Genomic DNA, 19,565 nt, shown 5'->3' with positions numbered 1-19,565 from the left:
GCGAGTTCAGCGCCGCCCGCGAAAAGCCTCGGAGCGAGGGAAACCCCGGCCCGCGCAGCGGGCCGGGGTCGCGGCAGTCGGGCGTGTTTCTTGGGCACTTCTTTGCACGAGCAAAGAAGTGCCTCGCGGTGCGCTCGCGAGAGAGCGCGTGGCAGTAAGCGGGCCGAAGCCACCGTAAACACCGGAGGACAAACCATGGCCAGCCACAATCAGGCAGGCGGTGGACCGAAGCCAGCGTAAACACCAGATGTCGAACCATGACCAGACTCAACCCGGCGGTTGATGGGCCGAGTCCGACCACACCGGGGCAGGCGGTCGGGTGAAGCCTCGGTCAGGCGGACGCGTCGAGCTGCGGCGCGAAATGCGCCGGCGCAAAGCCGTCCTGCTGGCGCAGGTAGTCGGCCAGTTGCGCCGCAAAGTCGGTCGGGACCGAGTCCCGCACGGCCGGCATCTCGCGCAGCTGGTCCCAGCGGGCCGCAAGGCGCGGAAAGGCCTCGGTCTCCCAGGGGCTGTCCGGATCCTCCAGCAGCGCATAGCGCATCAGGATCGGGGCCAGGGTGGCATCAATCAGCGAGAAGCCGGGCGCGGCCAGGCGGTCGTCCTGGGTCATCTGCTGTTCCAGGCGCTCCAGCCCGTGTGCGGCAGTGTGGCGCGCCAGCTCGAAGGCATCCTCGGTGGTCGCGGTCATCCAGTGGTACTGGGCAAAGGTCTGTTCCGAGAGGTACTCGATCCAGGCCCGGGTGCGTGCCTGTTCCAGCGGGTCGGTCGGCATCAGCGCGGGCGGGGTAATGGCATCGATATATTCGTTGATCACGGCCGACTCGAACAGCACCGTATCGTGGTCGACGATCAACAGCGGAACCTTGCCCAGGGGCGAGCGTTCGCGGAACCAGTCCGGCGGGTTGGCCAGATCGATCAGGCTCAGCTCGAACGGCGCCTCCTTGTATTTCAGTGTGATCACGCTACGCTGAACGAACGGACAGATGGCGAAACTGATCAGGTGCAGATGCGGCAGATTCATGGTGGTCTTCGGCGTCCGCAGGTGGGGCGGGGCCCCGATCCGGGTCGCCGGTTCCTCGCTATTAAAGGGGGCGCATTGTCTCCCCTCGTGATGTCGCGGGAAAGCCTTGGGCAAGGGTAGCGGCCACAACGGGGCGCCCGGCGCCGGGCTGCGGATCGACAAATGGCTTTGGGCCGCCCGTTTTTACAAGACGCGCGGCCTCGCCAGCGAGGCGGTCGGCGGCGGCAAGGTCCACGTGAACGGCGAGCGCTGCAAGCCGGCGCGTCGGGTGCACACCGGTGATCGCCTGACCATCCACCGCGGCCCGCAGGTCTGGGAGCTGGATGTGGTCCATTTGAGCGATCAGCGACGGCCGGCGCGCGAGGCCCAGGCGCTGTACACCGAGACCGAAGAAAGCCAGGCCCGGCGCGCGGCCGAAAGCGAACGCCGGCGCGCCGAGCGCGCGGTCGCGGACAGCGCCCCCAGCCGGCGCCCGGACAAGCGCGAGCGGCGCAAGATCCGCCGCTTTATTCGCCAGGACGGCAGCGACAGGAGTGAATCCGAGTGAACAACCCCGAAGCCTCGAGTGGCCCGCCCGTCACACCCCGGCTGGCGGTGGATATGGTCATCCGCCACTCGGCGCAGCCCGGTCGTGTGCTGGTGATCGAGCGCCACAACCCCCCGCACGGCTGGGCCCTGCCGGGCGGCTTCGTCGACGTCGGTGAGTCCACCGAGAATGCCGCGGTACGCGAGGCGCGCGAAGAGACCGGGCTGGAGGTCGAGCTGGAGGCGTTGCTGGGGGTGTATTCCGACCCGCAGCGCGACCCGCGCGGGCACACCGTCAGCGCGGTCTACATCGCGCGGGGCCGGGGGGAGGCCAGGGCCGGGGATGACGCTGCCGACTGCGCCTGGCTGGACCCGGAAGACCCGGGCCAGGTGCTGGTCTTCGACCACCGACGTATCCTCGACGACTATCGGCGCTGGCGCCTGACCGGCGAAACCGCCGCCCCGCGTCCGGTACAAAAAACGGGATGAATCCGGCCAAGCTGTTACCATACGGCGCTTTCGACCACCGATACGGTATCGCGTGACAAAGGCTGACCCCGCAACCCCGTCCCGGCCCGACAGCGAGCTGCCGGAACCGCGCGTCTACGAGCGTGCGGAGCACGGCATCTCGCGCGCGGCGATCGACGACAACGCCCTGAAGGTGCTCTATCGGCTGCACGAGGCCGGTTATCGCGCCTGCCTGGTGGGCGGCGGCGTGCGCGACCTGCTGCTGGGTCGCGAGCCGAAGGACTTCGATGTCGCCACCGACGCCACCCCCGAGCAGGTGCGTGGCCTGTTTCGCAACTGCCGTCTGATTGGGCGCCGCTTTCGCCTGGCGCATGTGCTGTTCGGGCGCGAGATGATCGAGGTGGCGACCTTCCGGGCGCCGCATGACGACGAGTCCGAGGACGAAGGCCAGGTCGCGCTGAGCGATGAAGGTCGTATCCTGCGCGACAATCGCTACGGCACCATCGAGCAGGATGCGGTGCGCCGCGACTTCACCATCAACGCCCTGTATTACGACATCGAGGATTTCTCGGTGCTGGATTACACCGGTGGGTTCGAGGACCTGCGCGCGGGCGAGCTGCGCCTGATCGGCGACGACGTCGAGACGCGTCTGCGCGAAGACCCCGTGCGCATGCTGCGAGCGGTTCGCTTCGCCGCCAAGCTGGGTCTGACCATCGCGCCGGAGGTCGAGGCCGGCATCCTTGATCTCGCCTCGCTGATGCAGACGGTGGCCCCGGCGCGGCTGTTCGACGAGGTGATCAAGCTGTTCCACAGCGGCGCGGCGGTCACCTGTCTGGACGAGCTGGAACGCCTCGGCCTGTTCGAGCCGATGTTCCCCGAGGCTGCGGCCTGCTTTGCCGATACGGACGTTGGCCCCGAGCGCCGCCAGTTCCTGGTCGAGTCGCTGCTGAATACCGACAAGCGCATCAATGAAGGCCTGGGTGTGAACCCGGCGTTCCTCTACGCGGCCATCCTCTGGGCCCCGGTGCAGGTGGCCGCGGCCAAACGGATCGCGGCCGACGAACAGGAGATTCCGGCCTGGCAGCAGGCGATGGCCGAGGTGCTGGATCGTCAGGTGAAGACGGTGTCCATTCCCAAACGCTTCAGCCTGATCGTGCGCGAGATCTGGGAACTCCAGGCGCGGCTGGAGCGCCACCGTGGTGGCCGTGCGCTGCGCCTGCTGACGCATCCGCGCTTTCGCGCCGGTTATGACTTTCTCTGCCTGCGCGCCCGCGCCGGCGATGCCGACCCCGAGCTGTGTCGCTGGTGGACCGAGATCCAGGAGTTGGACGAGGACGCACAGAAGGCCATGGCGGGTGCCCAGGGCAAGGGTGCTCCCAAAGGGGATGGCAAGGCTGGGGCCAAGAGCAAGTCACGCCGTGGCGGCCGGCGCCGGCGTCGGGGACGCAAGGGCGGCGCCGGCGCGAGCGCCGATGCGGGCGCAAACCCGGAATCGGGGGGTGGCGGCGAATGAGCAGCGTGCCTGCCCGCGGCGTACACGCGTTCATCGGGATCGGCGCCAACCTGGGTGACCCCGAGACGCAGGTGCGGGACTCCTTTGCCCGGCTGGCGCATGAGTTGCCGCAAACGCGTCTGATCGGGCGCTCGCGGCTGTTCCGTAACCCGCCGATGGGCCCGCAGGACCAGCCCGACTACGTGAACGCCGTGGCCCGTCTGCACACCCGACTGGAGCCGCTGGACCTGCTGGCGGAGCTGCAGGCCATCGAGTGCGCCTGCGGGCGCGAGCGGGACGGTACCCGCTGGGGGCCGCGCCTGCTGGATCTGGATCTGTTGCTGTTCGGCGAGCAGTCGCTGGATCTGCCGGGGCTGAAGGTGCCGCACGCCGGGATCGCCGAGCGCGACTTCGTGATCCTGCCGCTGCTGGAGCTGGCGCCGTCGCTGCAGATCCCGGGAGTGGGTCCGCTGGAGCGGCTGGCGCAGCGCTTCGACGGAGCGAGCCTGATCCCGATCGCGGAACCGCAGGAGGCCGTGGCGACTGCGGAGGGGCGCGGATGAGCCTTGCCGATTTCGATTTCATCGCGGTAGAGGGACCGATCGGGGTCGGCAAGTCCAGCCTGGCCAAGCGCCTGGCCGAGCACCTGCAGGCGGAGGGCATCTTCGAGGCCCCGGACGAGAACCCTTTCCTGGATCGCTTCTATCAGGAACCGGACAAGCACGCCCTGGCGACCCAGCTGCACTTTCTGGTGCAGCGCGTGCGCCAGCTGACGCCGCTGGCGCAGAAGGGCCTGTTCGAGCAGCGCCATGTGTCCGACTACCTGATGGACAAGGACCCGCTGTTCGCCGAGCTGAACCTGCATCCGGACGAGCTGGAGATCTATCGCGAGATGTTCCGGCATCTGCGCGGGGGCCTGCCGCGCCCGGACCTGGTGGTCTACCTGCAGGCGCCGGTGGAGGTGCTGCAGGAGCGCATCCGCCGCCGGGCGCGACCGTACGAACGTCACATCGAGGCCGGTTATCTGGAGCGGTTGAACGCCGCCTACGCGGAATTCTTCTATCATTTCGAAGGACCGGCGCTCGTGATTGTGAACGCCACCGAGATCGACTGGGTGAACAACCCGGCCGACTTTGACCAGCTGGTGCAGTTCCTGGAGCCGATCCAGGGCGGGCGGCACTACTTCAACCCGTTGCCGATCTCGCTTTGAGGCTGGCAAGCCGGACTGCCCAGGAGGCATGAGCATGCGTCCGATTACCGTGAATACCCTGGCCCAGCGCAAGCAGGCGGGCGAACCCATCGCTTGCCTCACGGCCTATGATGCAGCCTTCGCCGGGTTGCTGGATCGCTGTGGGGTCGACGTGATCCTGGTCGGCGATTCCCTGGGCATGGTGGTGCAGGGGCATGCGACCACCCTGCCAGTGACGCTGGAGGACATGGTCTACCATGTAGCCAACGTGGTCCGCGGCAGTGAGAACGCGCTGATCATGGCCGACATCCCGTTCCTCGGCGATGTCGATCCCGCTACCGCGCTGGTCCAGTCCGGGGCGCTCCTGCGCGCCGGGGCGCACATGGTCAAGGTGGAATGCGGCGCGATGGAAGTCCCCGTGGTCGAGCGCCTGGTCGCCGCCGGGATTCCCGTCTGTGCCCATCTGGGCCTGACCCCGCAGGCGGTGCACCGCCTGGGCGGGCACCGCGTGCAGGGGCGCGACCCGAAGGCTGCGGCGGAGCTGGAATCCCTGGCCGCGCAGCTGGAGAACGCCGGGGCCCAGGCCCTGCTGCTGGAGGGTATCCCCGAGAGCCTGGCCGATGTCATCGTGCGCAGCGCAGGGGTCCCGGTGATCGGGATTGGCGCCAGCCCGCGTTGCGATGGTCAAGTGCTCGTCTTGACCGACGTGATCGGCCTGACGCCCGAGCCGCCGCGCTTCGCGCGCGATTTCCTTGCCGAGGGCGGTTCCCTGGAGGGCGCCGTCCGCGGATACTGTGACGCGGTGCGGGCGCGAACCTTCCCCGAATCCGGCGTGCATACCTTCAGTTAACTGCGTTTCCCAAAGGATGGATCCTGGCCCATGAGAATCCTGCGTGATCGGCCGCAACTGGTGGCCATGCATCGAGAGTGGTCCCGCAAGGGGCGCGGTACCGTGGCGCTGGTGCCCACGATGGGCAACCTCCACGAGGGCCATATGACCGTGATCCGGCATGCCCGGGCGCGGGCCCAGCGGGTGGTGGTGTCGATCTTCGTCAATCCGCTGCAATTCGACCGCGCCGAGGATCTGGAGCGCTATCCGCGTACCCTCGACGAGGACGCCAGGCTGGCGACCGAAGCCGGTGTGGATGCCCTGTTCTGCCCCACCGACGAGGACATGTACCCCGCCGACGGCATGCCCCCGGTGCAGGTGGTGGTGCCGGTGCTCTCGGAGATCCTGGAGGGCAACTACCGCCAGGGGCACTTTGAGGGCGTGGCCACCGTGGTGACCAAGCTGTTCAACCTGGTGCGCCCGGATCTGGCCCTGTTCGGCGAGAAGGATTACCAGCAGTTCAAGCTGATCGAGCGCATGGTGCAGGGGCTCGACATCCCCACCCGGGTGGAGGCAGTCCCCACCGTGCGCGAGCCGGACGGTCTGGCCTTCAGTTCACGCAACAGCCAGCTGTCGGAAGAGGCGCGGGCCGTGGCACCCGAGCTCAAGCGGGTGCTGGACGAGGTGGCGACCGTCTGCCGCACGGCCACCAAAGTGGACGCCGACCGCATCGCCGAGGTGGAGGCCCGCGCCAGCGATCGTCTGCGCGAGGCCGGCTTCGAGCCCGAATACCTCTCCATCCGCCGTGCGGAAGACCTGATGGAGCTGGCAACCGATGTGCCCCTGGCCGAGCAGGACCTGGTGGTCCTGGCCGCCGTCTGGCTGGAAGGCGTCCGCCTGATCGACAACGTCCGCACCCGTACCGACTGACGCTGCTTGTTTCGGCTACCCCGAAGCATACGAAGAAATTCAAGAGTCATCCACAGAAGACGGGCAGGTTAAAGGGTGAGGGTGGTGCTGCAGGGCGCTGACAATCGGTAACGTTCTTGCGAGCCCCCGAACGCCGGGTCCATTCCTGTTTTGCCACTCGTTCTGTCTTCCAGCCTGCCTGTAAGTCGCCCTCGAATTTCTCCGTGTCTTCGCGCGCTTCACGGTGAAAAACCATCGACTCGAGAAGGCGCGTTTGCCGTATCCGCCGGGATCGCGGATAATTTTCCGCCCTTCCGAGGTTCAAGCCGGGAATTCGCCGTATGTTTGTCACCATGCTGAAAGGCAAGCTGCATCAGGGCCGGGTCACGCATTGCGAGCTGGAATACGAGGGCTCCTGTGCCATCGACACGCGCCTGCTGGACGCCGCAGGCATCCTGCCGTTCGAGCAGATCCAGATCTACAACGTCGACAACGGCGAGCGCTTTACCACCTACGCGATCGAGGGCGAGGCCGGCTCCGGGATCATTTCGGTCAACGGCGCGGCCGCACACAAGGCCGCGGTGGGCCATCGCGTGATCATCTGTGCCTATGGCCAGATGGAGGCCGCCGAGGCCCGCGAATTCACGCCCGACCTGGTCTATCTCGACGCCGGCAACCGCATCGTGCGTACCGGTAACGGCATCCCGGTCCAGGCCGCTTAAGAACACTCTCCTGCGCGCGCGCCTCCCGCAGTTGTCGGGCCGGGGCTGCGCCGCTATCCTCGACGCCCATGAATCTCCACGAATTCCAGGCCAAGGCGCGCTTTCGCGACGCCGGTATCCCCGTCCCCGAAGGTCAGGTGATCGACGCCGCCGAGCAGGTCTCCGGGGCCTGGCAGGCGCTGGGTGCCGAGCGCGCGCTGGTCAAGGCCCAGGTGCACTCGGGTGGTCGCGGCAAGGCCGGTGGCGTGGTCATGGCGGATTCCGCCGATGCTGCGCGCGAGGCGGCGGAAAAGCTGCTGGGTTCGCGCCTGGTGACCGGCCAGAGCGGCCCCGAAGGACTGCCAGTGGACCAGCTTCTGCTGGAGCCGGCGGCGGACATCGCCCGCGAGTTCTATTTCGCGATGCTGGTGGATCGTTCGCGCGAGCGCCTGGCGCTGGTGGTCTCCGCCGAGGGCGGCATGGACATCGAGACCCTGGCGGCAGAGCGCCCCGAGGCCGTGGTGACCTTGCCGATCCATCCGGCCACCGGCGTGATGCCCTTCCACGGCCGCCGGGTCGCCTCGACCCTGGGCCTGTCCGGCGACGCGGCGAAGGCGATGGCGCAGCTGGTGACCAATGCCCATGCCCTGTTCCAGCAGCTCGACGCGCAGCTCCTCGAGATCAACCCACTGGTGCTGACCCATGAGGATCAGCTGCTGGCGATCGACGCCAAGCTGACCATCGACGACTCCGCGGCCTACCGCCAGAAGGCGCTGTTCGCGGAGCGCGACGTGCGCCAGCGCGACCCCGCCGAGGAGCAGGCACACGAGCACGACCTCAACTACATCCGCCTGGACGGCTCGATCGGCTGCATGGTCAACGGCGCCGGGCTGGCAATGGCGACCATGGACCTGATCCAGCACCACGGCGGCTCGCCGGCCAACTTCCTCGATGTCGGCGGCGGTACGACGGTGGAGCGGGTCACCGCAGCGTTCAAGCTGATCCTGTCGGACCCATCGGTGAAGGCGGTGCTGGTGAATATCTTTGGCGGCATCGTGCGCTGCGACCTGATCGCCGAGGGCATTATCGCCGCGATCCGCGAGATCCAGGTGCAGGTGCCGGTGGTGGTGCGCCTGGAGGGCACCAACGCCGAGCAGGGCCGCGCCGCGCTGGCCAACTCCGGGCTGGACGTGATCCCGGCCGCCGATCTGGACGCGGCGGCGCGCGCCGTGGTGGAGGCCGTGGCATGAGCATCCTCGTCGACCGCGACACCCGGGTGATCTGCCAGGGCTTCACCGGCAAGCAGGGCAGTTTTCACTCGGAGCAGGCCATCGCCTACGGCACGCGCCTGGTCGGGGGCGTGACCCCGGGCAAGGGCGGCCAGACCCACCTGGACCGGCCGGTGTTCGACACCGTCGCCGATGCCGTGGCGCAGACCGGCGCGAGCGTCAGCATGATCTACGTCCCGGCCCCGTTCGCGGCCGACGCGATCTGCGAGGCGGCGGATGCCGGGATCGAACTGGCCGTTTGCATCACCGAGGGCATCCCGGTCCAGGACATGGTGCGGGTCAAGCAGGTCCTGGCCGGCAGCCCCACGCGCCTGATCGGGCCCAACTGCCCGGGCATCATCACCCCGGAGGCCTGCAAGGTCGGGATCATGCCCGGCTATATCCATAGCCGCGGGCGCATCGGCATCATCTCGCGCTCGGGCACCCTGACCTACGAGGCGGTCAAGCAGACATCGGACCTCGGGCTGGGTCAGAGCACCTGCGTGGGCATCGGCGGTGACCCGATCCAGGGCCTCGACTTTGTCGACTGCCTGCGCCTGTTCCGCGATGACCCGGAGACCGACGGCGTGCTGATGGTGGGCGAGATCGGCGGTGATGCCGAGGAACGCGCCGCACGTTACATCGCGGACGAATTCGACAAGCCGGTAGCCGCCTATATTGCCGGCGCCACGGCGCCCCCGGGGCGGCGCATGGGTCATGCCGGCGCGATCATCGCCGGTGGCCAGGGTACCGCGGAGCAGAAGATGACGGCCCTGCGCGAGGCCGGCGCGACCGTGGCGGAGAGCCCGGCCGAGCTGGGCGCCGCGATGCAGTCCGCGCTCGCCCGCGCCTGAGTCGCCGATGACCCCTGACCAGCCTCTGCGTCTGGCCCTGGCCCAGATCAATCCGGTCGTGGGCGGGCTGGACGACAATCGCCACCATATCCTCGAGGCCATCGAGCAGGCCCGTGCCGGTGGCGCCCGCGCGGTGGTTTTCCCCGAACTCGCGGTCACCGGTTATCCCCCCGAGGATCTGCTGCTGCGCCCGGCCTTCCTGCTGGGCGTGGAGCGCGCGGTGGTGGCGATCACCAGGGCGGCGCGGGGTATCGACGTGATCCTGGGTGCCCCGGTGCAGGGAGATGGCGGCCTGATCAATGCGGCCCTGTGGCTGCGCGACGGGGCCTGTATCGCGCGCTACGCCAAGCAGGTCCTGCCCAACTATTCGGTATTCGACGAGCAGCGCTATTTCGTTGCCGGCGATGCCCCCTGCGTGGTCGAGCTGGATGGCTGGCAGATCGGGCTGACCGTCTGCGAGGACATCTGGCAGCCGGGTCCGGCCGCCGGGGCGCAGGCTGCCGGGGCCGAGCTCCTGCTGAATCTCAACGCCTCGCCCTACCACCGCGGCAAGGCCGAGGAACGCCTGCAGGTGGTCGGGGCGCGGGTGGCCGAGACCGGCTGTCCGGTGGTCTACGTGAACCAGGTGGGCGGGCAGGACGAACTGGTGTTCGACGGCCGCTCGTTCGTGCACGACCCGGTCAACGGGGCCCGCGCCGTGCTGCCCGCCTGGGCCACCGGCCAGGGCCAGGTAGAGGCGAGTCGCAGTGCGCAGGGGCCGGTCCTGCGGTCCCGCGACGAGCACATGCATCTGTCCGCCTGCGGCATTCTTCCGACCCTGACCGACCCCGGCCCGGAACCGGACGAGGCGGACGCCCGTGACCTCTATCAGGCGCTGATGATCGGCATCCGCGACTACGTGAGCAAGAACGGCTTCCCGGGGGTATTGCTGGGCCTGTCCGGCGGCATCGACTCCGGTCTGACTGCGGCCTTGGCGGCGGATGCGCTGGGCCCGGCGGCGGTGACCGCGGTGATGATGCCCTATCGTTACACCGCCTCGATGAGCATCGAGGATGCGGAGGAGCAGGCGCGGCTTCTGGGTCTCGAATACCACGAGATCGCCATCGAGCCGATGGTGGAGAGCTTCATGGCCGGGCTGGGGGATGCCCTGGCGGCGTATCCGGCCGGGGCGGGAGACATGACCGAACAGAACCTGCAGGCGCGCGCCCGCGGCGTGCTGCTGATGGCGCTGTCCAACCGCAGCGGCAAGCTGCTGCTGGCCACCGGCAACAAGTCCGAGATGGCGGTGGGCTATTCCACGCTGTACGGCGACATGAATGGCGGTTTCGCGCCACTGAAGGACGTCTCCAAGCAGTGGGTGTACCGCCTGGCACGCTGGCGCAACACGTGCGGCGCGGCGATCCCGCCGCGGGTGATCGAGCGCCCGCCCAGCGCCGAGCTGGCGCCGGACCAGCGGGATGCCGACTCGCTGCCGCCATACGACGTGCTGGACGCGATCCTCGAGGCCTTCGTCGAGCAGGAGCAGTCCGTCGCCGAGATCGTCGCCCAGGGCTTCGACGGCCCCACGGTGGAGCGCATCGCGCGCATGGTGTTCATCGCCGAGTACAAGCGCCGCCAGGCCGCGCCCGGGGTGCGGGTCAGCCCGCGCGCCTTCGGCCGCGACCGGCGTTACCCAATTACCTCGGGGTATCGTCCGGATTGAGCGATACGCGACGCCGGACGCGCGCACCGTCATTGCGAGGAGGCGAAGCCGACGCGGCACAAAAGCAGCGAAGCTGCGTTGAACGGCCGCAGGCCGGCCCGAAGGGCGAGCGTAGCGAGTAACCTCCGTCCGGAACCACCGATGTCCGCCTTGGCCGGCATCGGGGCCACCCACGGAGGTCGCCACGGCGCTGCTCGCCTCGCAATGGCGGGGGCCTCGGACCGCGCCGGGGCGGATCTTCCAGCGCAGCGCCGGGGGTTTGATACACTTCCGGATGTGAGACAAGCGCCCGCGCAGCGGGCTCAACCAAAGGGATTCGCATGAAGAAGATCGAGGCGATCATCAAGCCGTTCAAGCTGGAAGATGTCCGCGAGGCCCTGACCGAGATGGGTATTGCCGGCATGACCGCGACCGAGGTTCAGGGTTTCGGGCGCCAGAAGGGCCATACGGAACTCTACCGGGGCGCGGAATATGTGGTCGACTTCCTGCCCAAGGTGAAGCTGGAACTGGTGGTGGACGACGACCGTGTCGATCCCTGCATTGACGCGATCGTGAAGGCCTCGCGCACCGGCAAGATCGGGGACGGCAAGATCTTCGTGTCCGACATGTCGCGCGTGGTCCGCATCCGCACCGGCGAAGAGGGCAGCGAAGCGTTGTAGCCTCGGCCCGCACGGCGGGGGATCGCAGCGTCATTGCGAGGAGGCGAAGCCGACGTGGCACAAAAGCAGCGAAGCGGCGTTGAACGGCCGCAGGCCGGCCCGAAGGGCGAGCGTAGCGAGTAACCTCCGTCCGGAACCACTGGATCCCGGCGCTCTGCGAACATCAGGAGGTTGCCACGTCGGCTTCGCCTCCTTGCAATGACGGTGCCACCCCCAAGGTGGTGCGGGGCGCCGGCCGGGGATGGCTTTACGGTTGTGCCGCTTTCCCCGGTTAATTCGTCAGGAAGGGGATGCGGTCCATCACGCGCCACAGGCCGCGGCGTTCCTCGCCTTCCAGCTCCACCGGTTCGCCGGCGCGCACGGCGACGGCGGCATCCGGGTAGTTCAGTTCCAGCACCGTCATGGTGTTCTCGGCGTGGTCTTCCAGGCCGAGTTCGGTGTAGGCGCGGTGCAGCACGGCCAGGGCCTTCGGCATCACCTCGGCCCCGGGATAGGTGGCCACCACGTTGCGCGCGCGCTGGGCCGCGGCGACCCAGGCGGTACGTTCCATGTAAAACTCTGCCACGCGCAGCTCGTAGGCGGCCAGTGCATTGCGGATGTAGAGCATGCGCTGGTAGGAGTCCGGGGCGTAGCGGCTGTCCGGGAATTCGCGGATCAGGCGGTCGAAGTCCTGGAAGGCCTGGTCGAAGGGTTCCGGGTCCATCTCGGCCGGGTCGCGCGGGAACAGGTTGGCGAGAAAGCCCTGCTGGCGGTTGAAGTTGATCAGCCCGCGCAGGTAGTACGCATAATCGAGGTTCGGATGCCGCGGGTTCAGCTGCACGAAGCGGTCCACGGCCGCCAGGGCGGGTTCCGGCTCGCCGGCCTTGTAGTAGGCATAGGGAATCTCGATCTGCGCCTGCTGGGCGTAGCGCCCGAACGGGTAGCGCGCCTCGAGTTTTTCGTAGTATTCGACGGCCTGATCGTAGTTGCCCTCGTTCAGGGCGTTCTTGGCCTCGCCGTAGAGCTGACTGGCGGACCAGCCGAGCGTGGGGTCTTCGCGCCCGGCGCAGCCGGCGACCACGAGCGCCACGAACAGAACGACGAGCAGGCGCGACAGGTGCGGGACAGAAATCACGGCGAGGCCTCACAGATGAACCAAAGTCCAAGGATTCTACAACATCAAGCCCCGGTGGCGACGAGCGGGAGGCCGCGCAATGAGTGAACCGCGTGAGGCCCATCTGCCGGAGGAGGCGGCCGGGCAGCGCCTGGATGCCGCGCTGGCGCAGCTGTTCCCCGAGTATTCGCGCAGCCAGTTGACCCAGTGGCTGAAGGAGGGGGCGTTGCGGGTGGACGGCGCCTCGCCGCGCCCGCGCACGCCGGTTCGAGGGGGCGAGCGGGTCGAGCTGCTGGCGCCGGATGCCCCGGTGCTGGCGGCGCAGCCCGAGGCCATAGCGCTGGATGTCCTGTACGAGGATGCGGCGGTGCTGGTGATCAACAAGCCGGCCGGGCTGGTGGCCCACCCGGCAGCCGGGCATCGCGACGGCACACTGGTCAATGCCCTGCTGTACCACGCCCCGGAGCTGGCGCAGCTGCCGCGCGCGGGCGTGGTCCACCGCCTCGACAAGGACACCACCGGACTGATGGTGGTCGCGCGTACCCCGGAGGCGCAGACCGCCCTAGTGCGCCAGTTGCAGGCGCGCAGCGTGCACCGTGAGTACCGGGCCCTGGTCCAGGGGCAGGTGATCAGCGGTGCCACTATCGAGGAGCCGATCGGGCGCCACCCGGTGGATCGCAAGCGCCAGGCGGTGACCGGCGGTGGCAAGCCCGCGGTCACGCATTACCGCGTGGCCGAACGCTTCCCCGCCCATACCCTGCTGAACGTGCGTCTGGAGACCGGCCGTACCCACCAGATCCGCGTACACATGGCGCATATCCGCCACCCGATCGTGGGCGACCTGACCTACGGCGGACGCCCGCGGCCGGTCAAGGGCATGGGTGAGGCGGCCAAGGCCACGGTGGCGGCCTTCAAGCGTCAGGCCCTGCATGCGGCGCGCCTGGAGTTCGAGCACCCGACCCGCGGCGAACCCTGCGCGTTCGAGGCCCCGCTACCGGAGGACTTCGAGGGCCTGCTTGCAGCCCTGCGCGCCGATGCCCGGGAGACCGGTGATGCCTGAGACCCTGCCCCTGCTGGCGCCGTCCCCCGGCGAACTGCCGGCCGGCGTGCGCGCGGTCCAGACCACGCGGGTGGGCGGCGTCAGTACCGGGCCCTGGGCCGCGCTGAACCTGGCGCTGCACACCGGCGATGACCCGGAGCATGTGGCGGAGAATCGGCGTCGGCTGGAACAGTCTTTGGGGCTGGCCACGCCGATCGCCTGGCCGCGCCAGGTCCACGGCACCGGCGTGACCAACGCCGACGCCCTGCACGCGGCGCTGGAGGCCGGCGACGCGGCCGCGGCCGACACAGTGGTCAGCGACCGGCCCGGGGTCGTCTGTGCGGTGCAGACCGCCGACTGCCTGCCGGTGGTGTTGGCGACCGCCGATGGCGCGGCGGTTGGGGTCGCGCATGCCGGCTGGCGCGGGCTGGCCGACGGGGTGCTGGAGGCCAGCGTGGAGGCCCTGAAGACGCTGCGCCCGGGGATGCCGATCCAGGCCTGGATGGGGGCGGCCATTGGCCCTGCGGCCTTCGAGGTGGGCTCCGAGGTCCGCGAGGCCTTTTTCGCGCACGACCCGGAGGCCGTTGCCGCGTTCCGACCCGGCGCCGAGGGCCGCCTGCTGGCGGATCTCTACCTGCTGGCCCGGCAGCGCCTGCAGCGGGCCGGGGTGGCGCAGGTCGCCGGTGGCGGACGCTGCACCTTCAGCGAGGCGGATACCTTTTTCTCCTACCGCCGCGATGGCGAGACCGGCCGCATGGGCACGCTCGTCTGGGTCGATCCCGGCCGCCTGCGCTAACCCCGACGCTCGGTCCGGCGCATGGGTTGCCCATGGAGATCGCCGCCTGCGTCGCTGCGCGCCTCGCGATGACGGTGCTTTTTCCTGCCCCCGTCATTGCGAGACCCCGCAGGGGCCGTGGCAACCTCCGGGCGCAGCCCCGACGTTCGTTCGTGACGGTGTTGGCGTTTGTCTGATGAGGGGGTTTCCGTCCGTCTATCCTTGAAGGTCGGGGGATTGCCCCCATCATTGGTGTCAGTTCACCCAGATTTGACCGAGGGGTTTCCCAATGCGAATGGATCGCCTGACGACCAAGTTTCAGTCCGCCATCGCGGATGCACAATCGCTCGCGGTAGGCCGCGACCACCAGTTCATCGAACCGGCCCACCTGCTGCTGGCCTTGCTGGACCAGGAGGGCGGCACCATCCGCCACGTGCTCGACCGCGCCGGCGCCAACGTGCGCCAGCTGCGCTCCGCGCTGGGCGAGGCGCTGGACCGCCTGCCCAGAGTGGAGGGTGCCGCGGGCGAGGTGCATGTCTCCAATGACCTGGGGCGCATGCTGAATGTCTGCGACAAGCTTGCCCAGGAGCGCAAGGACCAGTACATCCCCAGCGAGCTGTTCCTGCTCGCGGCGATCGCCGAGAAGGCCGGTGTGGGCGAGATGCTGCGCAACGCCGGCGCCAACAAGGACTCCCTGGAGAAGGCGGTGGACGACATGCGCGGCGGTGCCCAGGTGGACGACCCGAACGCCGAGGAGAACCGCCAGGCGCTGGACAAGTACACCATCGACCTGACCGAGCGCGCCGAGCAGGGCAAGCTGGACCCGGTGATCGGGCGCGACGAGGAGATTCGCCGCTCGATCCAGGTGCTTCAGCGCCGCACCAAGAACAACCCGGTGCTGATCGGCGAACCCGGGGTCGGCAAGACCGCGATTGTCGAGGGTCTGGCCCAGCGCATCATCAACGGCGAGGTGCCCGAGGGGCTGAAGGACAAGCGCGTGCTTGCACTGGATCTGGGCGCCTTGCTGGCCGGGGCCAAGTACCGCGGCGATTTCGAAGAGCGGCTGAAGTCCGTACTCAAGGAGCTGTCGCAGGAAGAGGGTCGCGTGATCCTGTTCATCGACGAGATCCATACCCTGGTCGGCGCGGGTAAGGCCGAGGGCGCGATGGATGCCGGCAACATGCTCAAGCCGGCCCTGGCGCGCGGCGAGCTGCACTGCATCGGCGCGACCACGCTGGACGAATACCGCCAGAACATCGAGAAGGACGCCGCGCTGGAACGCCGCTTCCAGAAGGTGGTGGTCGACGAGCCCACGCTGGAAGACACCATCGCTATCCTGCGCGGTCTGAAGGAGCGCTACGAGGTCCACCACGGGATCGAGATCACCGACCCGGCGATCGTCGCCGCGGCGCAGCTGTCGCAGCGTTACATCACCGATCGCCAGCTGCCGGACAAGGCGATCGACCTGATCGACGAGGCCAGCTCGCGCATCCGCATGGAGATCGACTCCAAGCCCGAGGTCATGGATCGCCTGGAACGGCGCCTGATTCAGCTGAAGATCGAACGCGAGGCCCTGAAGAAGGAATCCGACGACGCCTCGAAGAAGCGGCTGGATACCCTGGAGGGCGAGATCGATCGCCTGGGGCGCGAGCTCTCCGATCTGGAAGAGGTGTGGAAGTCCGAGAAGGCCTCGGTCTCCGGCGCCGCGCAATTGAAGGAAGAGCTCGAGCGCGCACGTACCGAGCTGGAGACCGCCCGCCGTGCCGGCGACCTGTCGCGCATGTCCGAGTTGCAGTACGGGCGCATCCCGGATCTGGAGAAGTCCCTGGCCATGGCCCACGAGATGGAGAGCCAGGAGACCCAGTTGCTGCGCACCAAGGTGACCGACGAGGAGGTCGCCGAGGTGGTTGCGCGCTGGACCGGCATCCCGGTCTCCAAGATGCTGGAGGGCGAGAAGGACAAGCTGCTGCGCATGGAAGAGGCCGTGGGTGATCGCGTGGTCGGCCAGACGGAAGCCGTGCGCGCGGTGGCCAACGCCATCCGCCGTTCGCGGGCGGGCCTGTCCGATCCGAATCGGCCGAATGGCTCGTTCCTGTTCCTCGGCCCGACCGGGGTTGGCAAGACCGAACTGACCAAGGCACTGGCGTCGTTCCTGTTCGACACCGAAGAGTCCATGGTGCGCATCGACATGTCCGAGTTCATGGAGAAGCACTCGGTGGCGCGGTTGATCGGGGCGCCCCCGGGCTATGTCGGCTACGAGGAGGGCGGCTACCTGACCGAGGCCGTGCGCCGCAAGCCGTACTCCGTGATCCTGCTGGACGAGGTCGAGAAGGCGCACCCGGATGTGTTCAACGTGCTGCTGCAGGTGCTGGATGATGGTCGTCTGACGGACGGTCATGGGCGCACCGTGGACTTCCGCAACACGGTGATCGTGATGACTTCCAACCTCGGCTCGCAGCAGATCCAGGAGATGGCCGGCGAGGCGAACTACGACGCAATGAAGGCCGCGGTGATGGAGATCGTCGGGCAGCACTTCCGCCCCGAGTTCATCAACCGCGTGGATGATGTGGTGGTGTTCCACCCGCTGGAGCGCGAGCAGATCCGGGCGATTGCCGGCATCCAGCTGCAGTTCCTGCGCAAGCGTCTGGAGGAGCGCGATCTGGGGCTCACCGTCACCGACGCCGCGCTGGATCACCTGGGCGCCGCCGGTTTCGACCCGGTGTACGGCGCGCGTCCACTCAAGCGGGCCATCCAGACGCAGATGGAAAACCCGCTGGCCCAGTCGCTGCTGTCCGGCGAATTCGGCCCCGGCGATACCATCGAGGTGGACCTGGCTGGCGACCAGCTTGCCTTTACCCGGGCTGCCGCTGCCGCCTGACCGGGCTGTCGCTGTTCCGATCCAACAAGGCCCGCCCCGTGCGGGCCTTTTTTGGGTCCGGGAGCAGCAGAGCGGGCGAAGGGGCTGGCGGCCGCATCCGGCGGTGGTGATTGGACGGTGACGGGGTCAGTCGTCGTGGCTGGCGTGGGCGTCCACCGGTTCCTCGAAGGCGATGAACAGGATGCAGTCCTCGTCCGATGTGCAATGGGTGGTATGTGCCAGCCGGGCCGGTCCGTAGGCATAGGTGCCGGGTCGGAGCACGACCGGATCCTGGTCGTCGTAGTCGACCTGCATCTCGCCGCTGACGAGCACCATGCGTTCGGCGCTGGTGTGCCAGTGGTGGGGCGCGGTGCTGTTGCCGGGGAGGAGGAAGAAGACGTCGGCATTGGGCTGCGCCGGGTCACCTTGCAGCACGGCGAGCCGGCAGCCATCCGGCATGAAGTCCGGGCACGGGCCCCATTCGAGATCGGGGGAATCGGGTTCGTGGATGAAGGCCGGGCCCTGGTCCGCCGTCGCGACCGTCCAGGCGGCGACCAGCGCGAGGGCGGCGGCGGCCGAGGCAAGGCGGGGTATGGCCGCGGTGGGCGGGATATCGTGTTTGAACATGGTGCACCTCCTGTGGGTCGGCTTTACCCGGCACGCTCCGGGGGGAGCGTGTCGTGGTGTGGCTGACCGGGCGGGTGTCCGTCCGGAGCGGCCTTTGCCTGTAAGTCTGGCTGGTTCACGTGGGGGTGACTTCCAAGATCTTGCGGCAGGGGGGCGGATGTTGCGGTGGGTGGGCACCGGGCAGCGCCACGATTGCCGGCTCGCTACACTCGGGGTCTGAGAGCTGTCGGATAGGGATGTTCGGGATGGGTGTGTTGCGGGTGTGTGCGGTCCTGGCGGTGGTGTTGGGGCTGGTGGGGTGTTCGCTGCTGGATGCGCGCGAGCAGCTGGCGCGGATGGGCGGGGCCTGTGTGATCAGCGGTACGGTAGGATCGAACGAAGGGGCGGATGGGGTGGAACGGACCGGGCCCTATGTGGTGGCGGTGTTCCGCGAGCCGGTCGCCGGCGCCGTTGTGCCCGAACCGGCAGACCACGTGGTGAGCGCGCGCGGCGGGAGCTGGTTCTTTGCCCTGGAGCCTGGTCGTTACAGCGTGCTGGCCTTCCGCGACGAGGATGGTGATCGCGCGCATCCGGCTGGCGCACCGGTCCAGCATGTCGCGGGCGGCGATGCGCTGGATTGTGGCCCTGGCGGACGGCTGACCGGGATCGATATCCGCGTGAACGGGAATGATCGCCTGGCGCACGCCATTCACCTGCCGGATACACGGGGTCCCGGGGGCGGCGCGGCGCCGCTGAGCCTGGGTCGGGTGACGGCCTACGGCGAGATCGCCCACCTGGAGGATCCGCGCTTCGCGACCGAGGTGGCGCGGGGCAGCCAGTGGCGCCCCCTGGATTTCGTGCTGGCGGGGTATGCCGGGGTGTACTTTCTTGAGCCATACGATCGCGCACGGACACCCGTGCTGTTCGTGCACGGGATGAACGGCTCGCCGCGGGACTTCGCTGGGCTGCTGGAGGGGCTTGACCGAGAGCGTTACCAGCCGTGGTTCTACTATTACGCCTCCGGGCTGCCGCTGCAGTCGGCCGCGGTGCACCTGGCACAGGTGGTCGAGGAGCTGGAGGTACGCCACGGCGTCGAGTCACTGCCGGTGGTGGCACACAGCATGGGCGGGCTGATCGCGCGCGGCTTCCTGAACGAGCGCGCCCGGCGCGAGGCGGCGGCGACCGTGCCGGCGATGATCACCCTGTCCACCCCGTGGGCCGGACACGAACGCGCCCAGCGGGGTGTTGAGCGTTCGCCGGTGGTCATTCCGGTATGGCGCGACATGGCCCCGGGCAGCGATTACCTGGAAGGCCTGTTCACGGATGCCAACACGGAGGTGACCGAGCTGCACCTGCTGTTTGGCTACCAGCGCGGAGAGGGAGGCGCGCGCGCCACTGCGGACGGGGTGGTCACCCTCGCCAGCATGCTGCACCCGCCCGCGCAGCGCGCGGCGGCCTCGGTCTTCGGGGTGGCGACCACGCACGCCGGCATCCTGTCCCATCCATTGGTGCTGGAGCGAGTGGACGGGCTCTTGTCCGGCGTACGGGGGGACTGACTGCCGTCTGTGTTGGTGCCTG

The 19,565-nt window shown here is 68.5% G+C and carries 19 protein-coding genes; 16 read left to right on the top strand and 3 right to left on the bottom strand.

The features are described 5' to 3' along the window. Positions 1 to 331 precede the first annotated feature (331 nt). Positions 332 to 1,021 (bottom strand): glutathione S-transferase family protein, encoded by a 690-nt coding sequence (locus tag G315_RS0110990; protein WP_018144149.1) that lies wholly within the window; start codon positions 1,019 to 1,021, stop codon positions 332 to 334. 106 nt (positions 1,022 to 1,127) lie between these two features. Between G315_RS0110990 and G315_RS0110985 the strand changes: the two genes are divergently transcribed. The 12 genes from G315_RS0110985 to G315_RS0110930 all read left to right on the top strand — a co-directional run bounded on the left by G315_RS0110985 (position 1,128) and on the right by G315_RS0110930 (position 11,617). After that, on the top strand, positions 1,128 to 1,568 hold the full coding sequence (locus tag G315_RS0110985) for an RNA-binding S4 domain-containing protein (RefSeq protein WP_018938995.1): 441 nt from the start codon (positions 1,128 to 1,130) through the stop codon (positions 1,566 to 1,568). Then, positions 1,565 to 2,035: an NUDIX hydrolase gene (locus G315_RS0110980; RefSeq protein ID WP_018144147.1), complete on the top strand. Its 471-nt coding sequence runs from the start codon at positions 1,565 to 1,567 to the stop codon at positions 2,033 to 2,035. The genes G315_RS0110985 and G315_RS0110980 overlap by 4 nt, the downstream gene beginning before the upstream one ends. A 52-nt stretch (positions 2,036 to 2,087) precedes the next feature. After that, the gene (pcnB, locus tag G315_RS0110975; RefSeq protein ID WP_019612516.1) at positions 2,088 to 3,527 is read left to right on the top strand and encodes a polynucleotide adenylyltransferase PcnB; all 1,440 of its coding nucleotides are present in this window, start codon (positions 2,088 to 2,090) and stop codon (positions 3,525 to 3,527) included. Beyond that, a complete protein-coding gene (gene folK / locus G315_RS0110970) occupies positions 3,524 to 4,069 on the top strand; it encodes a 2-amino-4-hydroxy-6-hydroxymethyldihydropteridine diphosphokinase (protein WP_019571133.1) in 546 nt (181 codons plus the stop codon). The genes pcnB and folK overlap by 4 nt, the downstream gene beginning before the upstream one ends. After that, positions 4,066 to 4,716, top strand: coding sequence for a deoxynucleoside kinase (locus tag G315_RS0110965; protein WP_018144144.1), 651 nt, complete (start codon positions 4,066 to 4,068; stop codon positions 4,714 to 4,716). Before folK ends, G315_RS0110965 begins: the two co-directional genes overlap by 4 nt. 34 nt (positions 4,717 to 4,750) lie before the next feature. Next, a complete protein-coding gene (panB, locus tag G315_RS0110960) occupies positions 4,751 to 5,545 on the top strand; it encodes a 3-methyl-2-oxobutanoate hydroxymethyltransferase (protein WP_019612515.1) in 795 nt (264 codons plus the stop codon). A 30-nt stretch (positions 5,546 to 5,575) separates the two neighbouring features. After that, positions 5,576 to 6,454 carry a pantoate--beta-alanine ligase gene (panC, locus tag G315_RS0110955; protein ID WP_019612514.1) on the top strand — a complete coding sequence of 293 codons (879 nt, stop codon included), beginning with the start codon at positions 5,576 to 5,578 and terminating at the stop codon, positions 6,452 to 6,454. A 320-nt stretch (positions 6,455 to 6,774) separates the two neighbouring features. Then, positions 6,775 to 7,155 carry an aspartate 1-decarboxylase gene (gene panD, locus G315_RS0110950; RefSeq protein WP_018144141.1) on the top strand — a complete coding sequence of 127 codons (381 nt, stop codon included), beginning with the start codon at positions 6,775 to 6,777 and terminating at the stop codon, positions 7,153 to 7,155. A gap of 68 nt (positions 7,156 to 7,223) precedes the next feature. Then, positions 7,224 to 8,384 (top strand): ADP-forming succinate--CoA ligase subunit beta, encoded by a 1,161-nt coding sequence (sucC, locus tag G315_RS0110945; RefSeq protein WP_019612513.1) that lies wholly within the window; start codon positions 7,224 to 7,226, stop codon positions 8,382 to 8,384. Further along, positions 8,381 to 9,256, top strand: coding sequence for a succinate--CoA ligase subunit alpha (gene sucD / locus G315_RS0110940; RefSeq protein ID WP_018144139.1), 876 nt, complete (start codon positions 8,381 to 8,383; stop codon positions 9,254 to 9,256). The genes sucC and sucD overlap by 4 nt, the downstream gene beginning before the upstream one ends. A gap of 7 nt (positions 9,257 to 9,263) precedes the next feature. Continuing rightward, complete coding sequence (locus G315_RS0110935) at positions 9,264 to 10,958, top strand: NAD+ synthase (protein WP_019612512.1); 1,695 nt, start codon at positions 9,264 to 9,266, stop codon at positions 10,956 to 10,958. 320 nt (positions 10,959 to 11,278) lie between these two features. Next, entirely contained in the window at positions 11,279 to 11,617 is a 339-nt protein-coding gene (locus G315_RS0110930) for a P-II family nitrogen regulator (RefSeq protein ID WP_017940393.1), read from the top strand. Between the two features lie 271 nt (positions 11,618 to 11,888). Here G315_RS0110930 and G315_RS0110925 read toward each other — a convergent pair whose 3' ends face one another. After that, positions 11,889 to 12,731, bottom strand: coding sequence for an outer membrane protein assembly factor BamD (locus tag G315_RS0110925; RefSeq protein WP_018144137.1), 843 nt, complete (start codon positions 12,729 to 12,731; stop codon positions 11,889 to 11,891). A 79-nt stretch (positions 12,732 to 12,810) separates the two neighbouring features. On the opposite strand from G315_RS0110925, the gene rluD reads away from it, so the two are divergent. The 3 genes from rluD to clpB all read left to right on the top strand — a co-directional run bounded on the left by rluD (position 12,811) and on the right by clpB (position 17,402). Beyond that, positions 12,811 to 13,770 carry a 23S rRNA pseudouridine(1911/1915/1917) synthase RluD gene (gene rluD, locus G315_RS0110920; RefSeq protein WP_019612511.1) on the top strand — a complete coding sequence of 320 codons (960 nt, stop codon included), beginning with the start codon at positions 12,811 to 12,813 and terminating at the stop codon, positions 13,768 to 13,770. Then, the gene (pgeF, locus tag G315_RS0110915) at positions 13,763 to 14,545 is read left to right on the top strand and encodes a peptidoglycan editing factor PgeF (protein WP_019612510.1); all 783 of its coding nucleotides are present in this window, start codon (positions 13,763 to 13,765) and stop codon (positions 14,543 to 14,545) included. Before rluD ends, pgeF begins: the two co-directional genes overlap by 8 nt. A gap of 274 nt (positions 14,546 to 14,819) precedes the next feature. Beyond that, entirely contained in the window at positions 14,820 to 17,402 is a 2,583-nt protein-coding gene (clpB, locus tag G315_RS0110910) for an ATP-dependent chaperone ClpB (protein ID WP_018144134.1), read from the top strand. Positions 17,403 to 17,528: 126 nt separating this feature from the next. Here clpB and G315_RS0110905 read toward each other — a convergent pair whose 3' ends face one another. Continuing rightward, positions 17,529 to 18,008, bottom strand: a complete 480-nt coding sequence (locus tag G315_RS0110905; protein WP_019612509.1) for a cupin domain-containing protein — start codon at positions 18,006 to 18,008, stop codon at positions 17,529 to 17,531. A 245-nt stretch (positions 18,009 to 18,253) separates the two neighbouring features. Here G315_RS0110905 and G315_RS0110900 point away from each other — a divergent pair, with 245 nt between their 5' ends. Then, positions 18,254 to 19,543: an alpha/beta hydrolase gene (locus G315_RS0110900; protein ID WP_019612508.1), complete on the top strand. Its 1,290-nt coding sequence runs from the start codon at positions 18,254 to 18,256 to the stop codon at positions 19,541 to 19,543. The last annotated feature ends 22 nt before the right edge of the window (positions 19,544 to 19,565 follow it).

The sequence above is a fragment of the Thioalkalivibrio sp. AKL7 genome, assembly GCF_000381705.1.
Classification (GTDB): Bacteria; Pseudomonadota; Gammaproteobacteria; order Ectothiorhodospirales; family Ectothiorhodospiraceae; genus Thioalkalivibrio; species Thioalkalivibrio versutus.
Note: the sequence above shows the minus strand (reverse complement) of the source record. Positions and strands in the feature narration are given on the sequence as shown.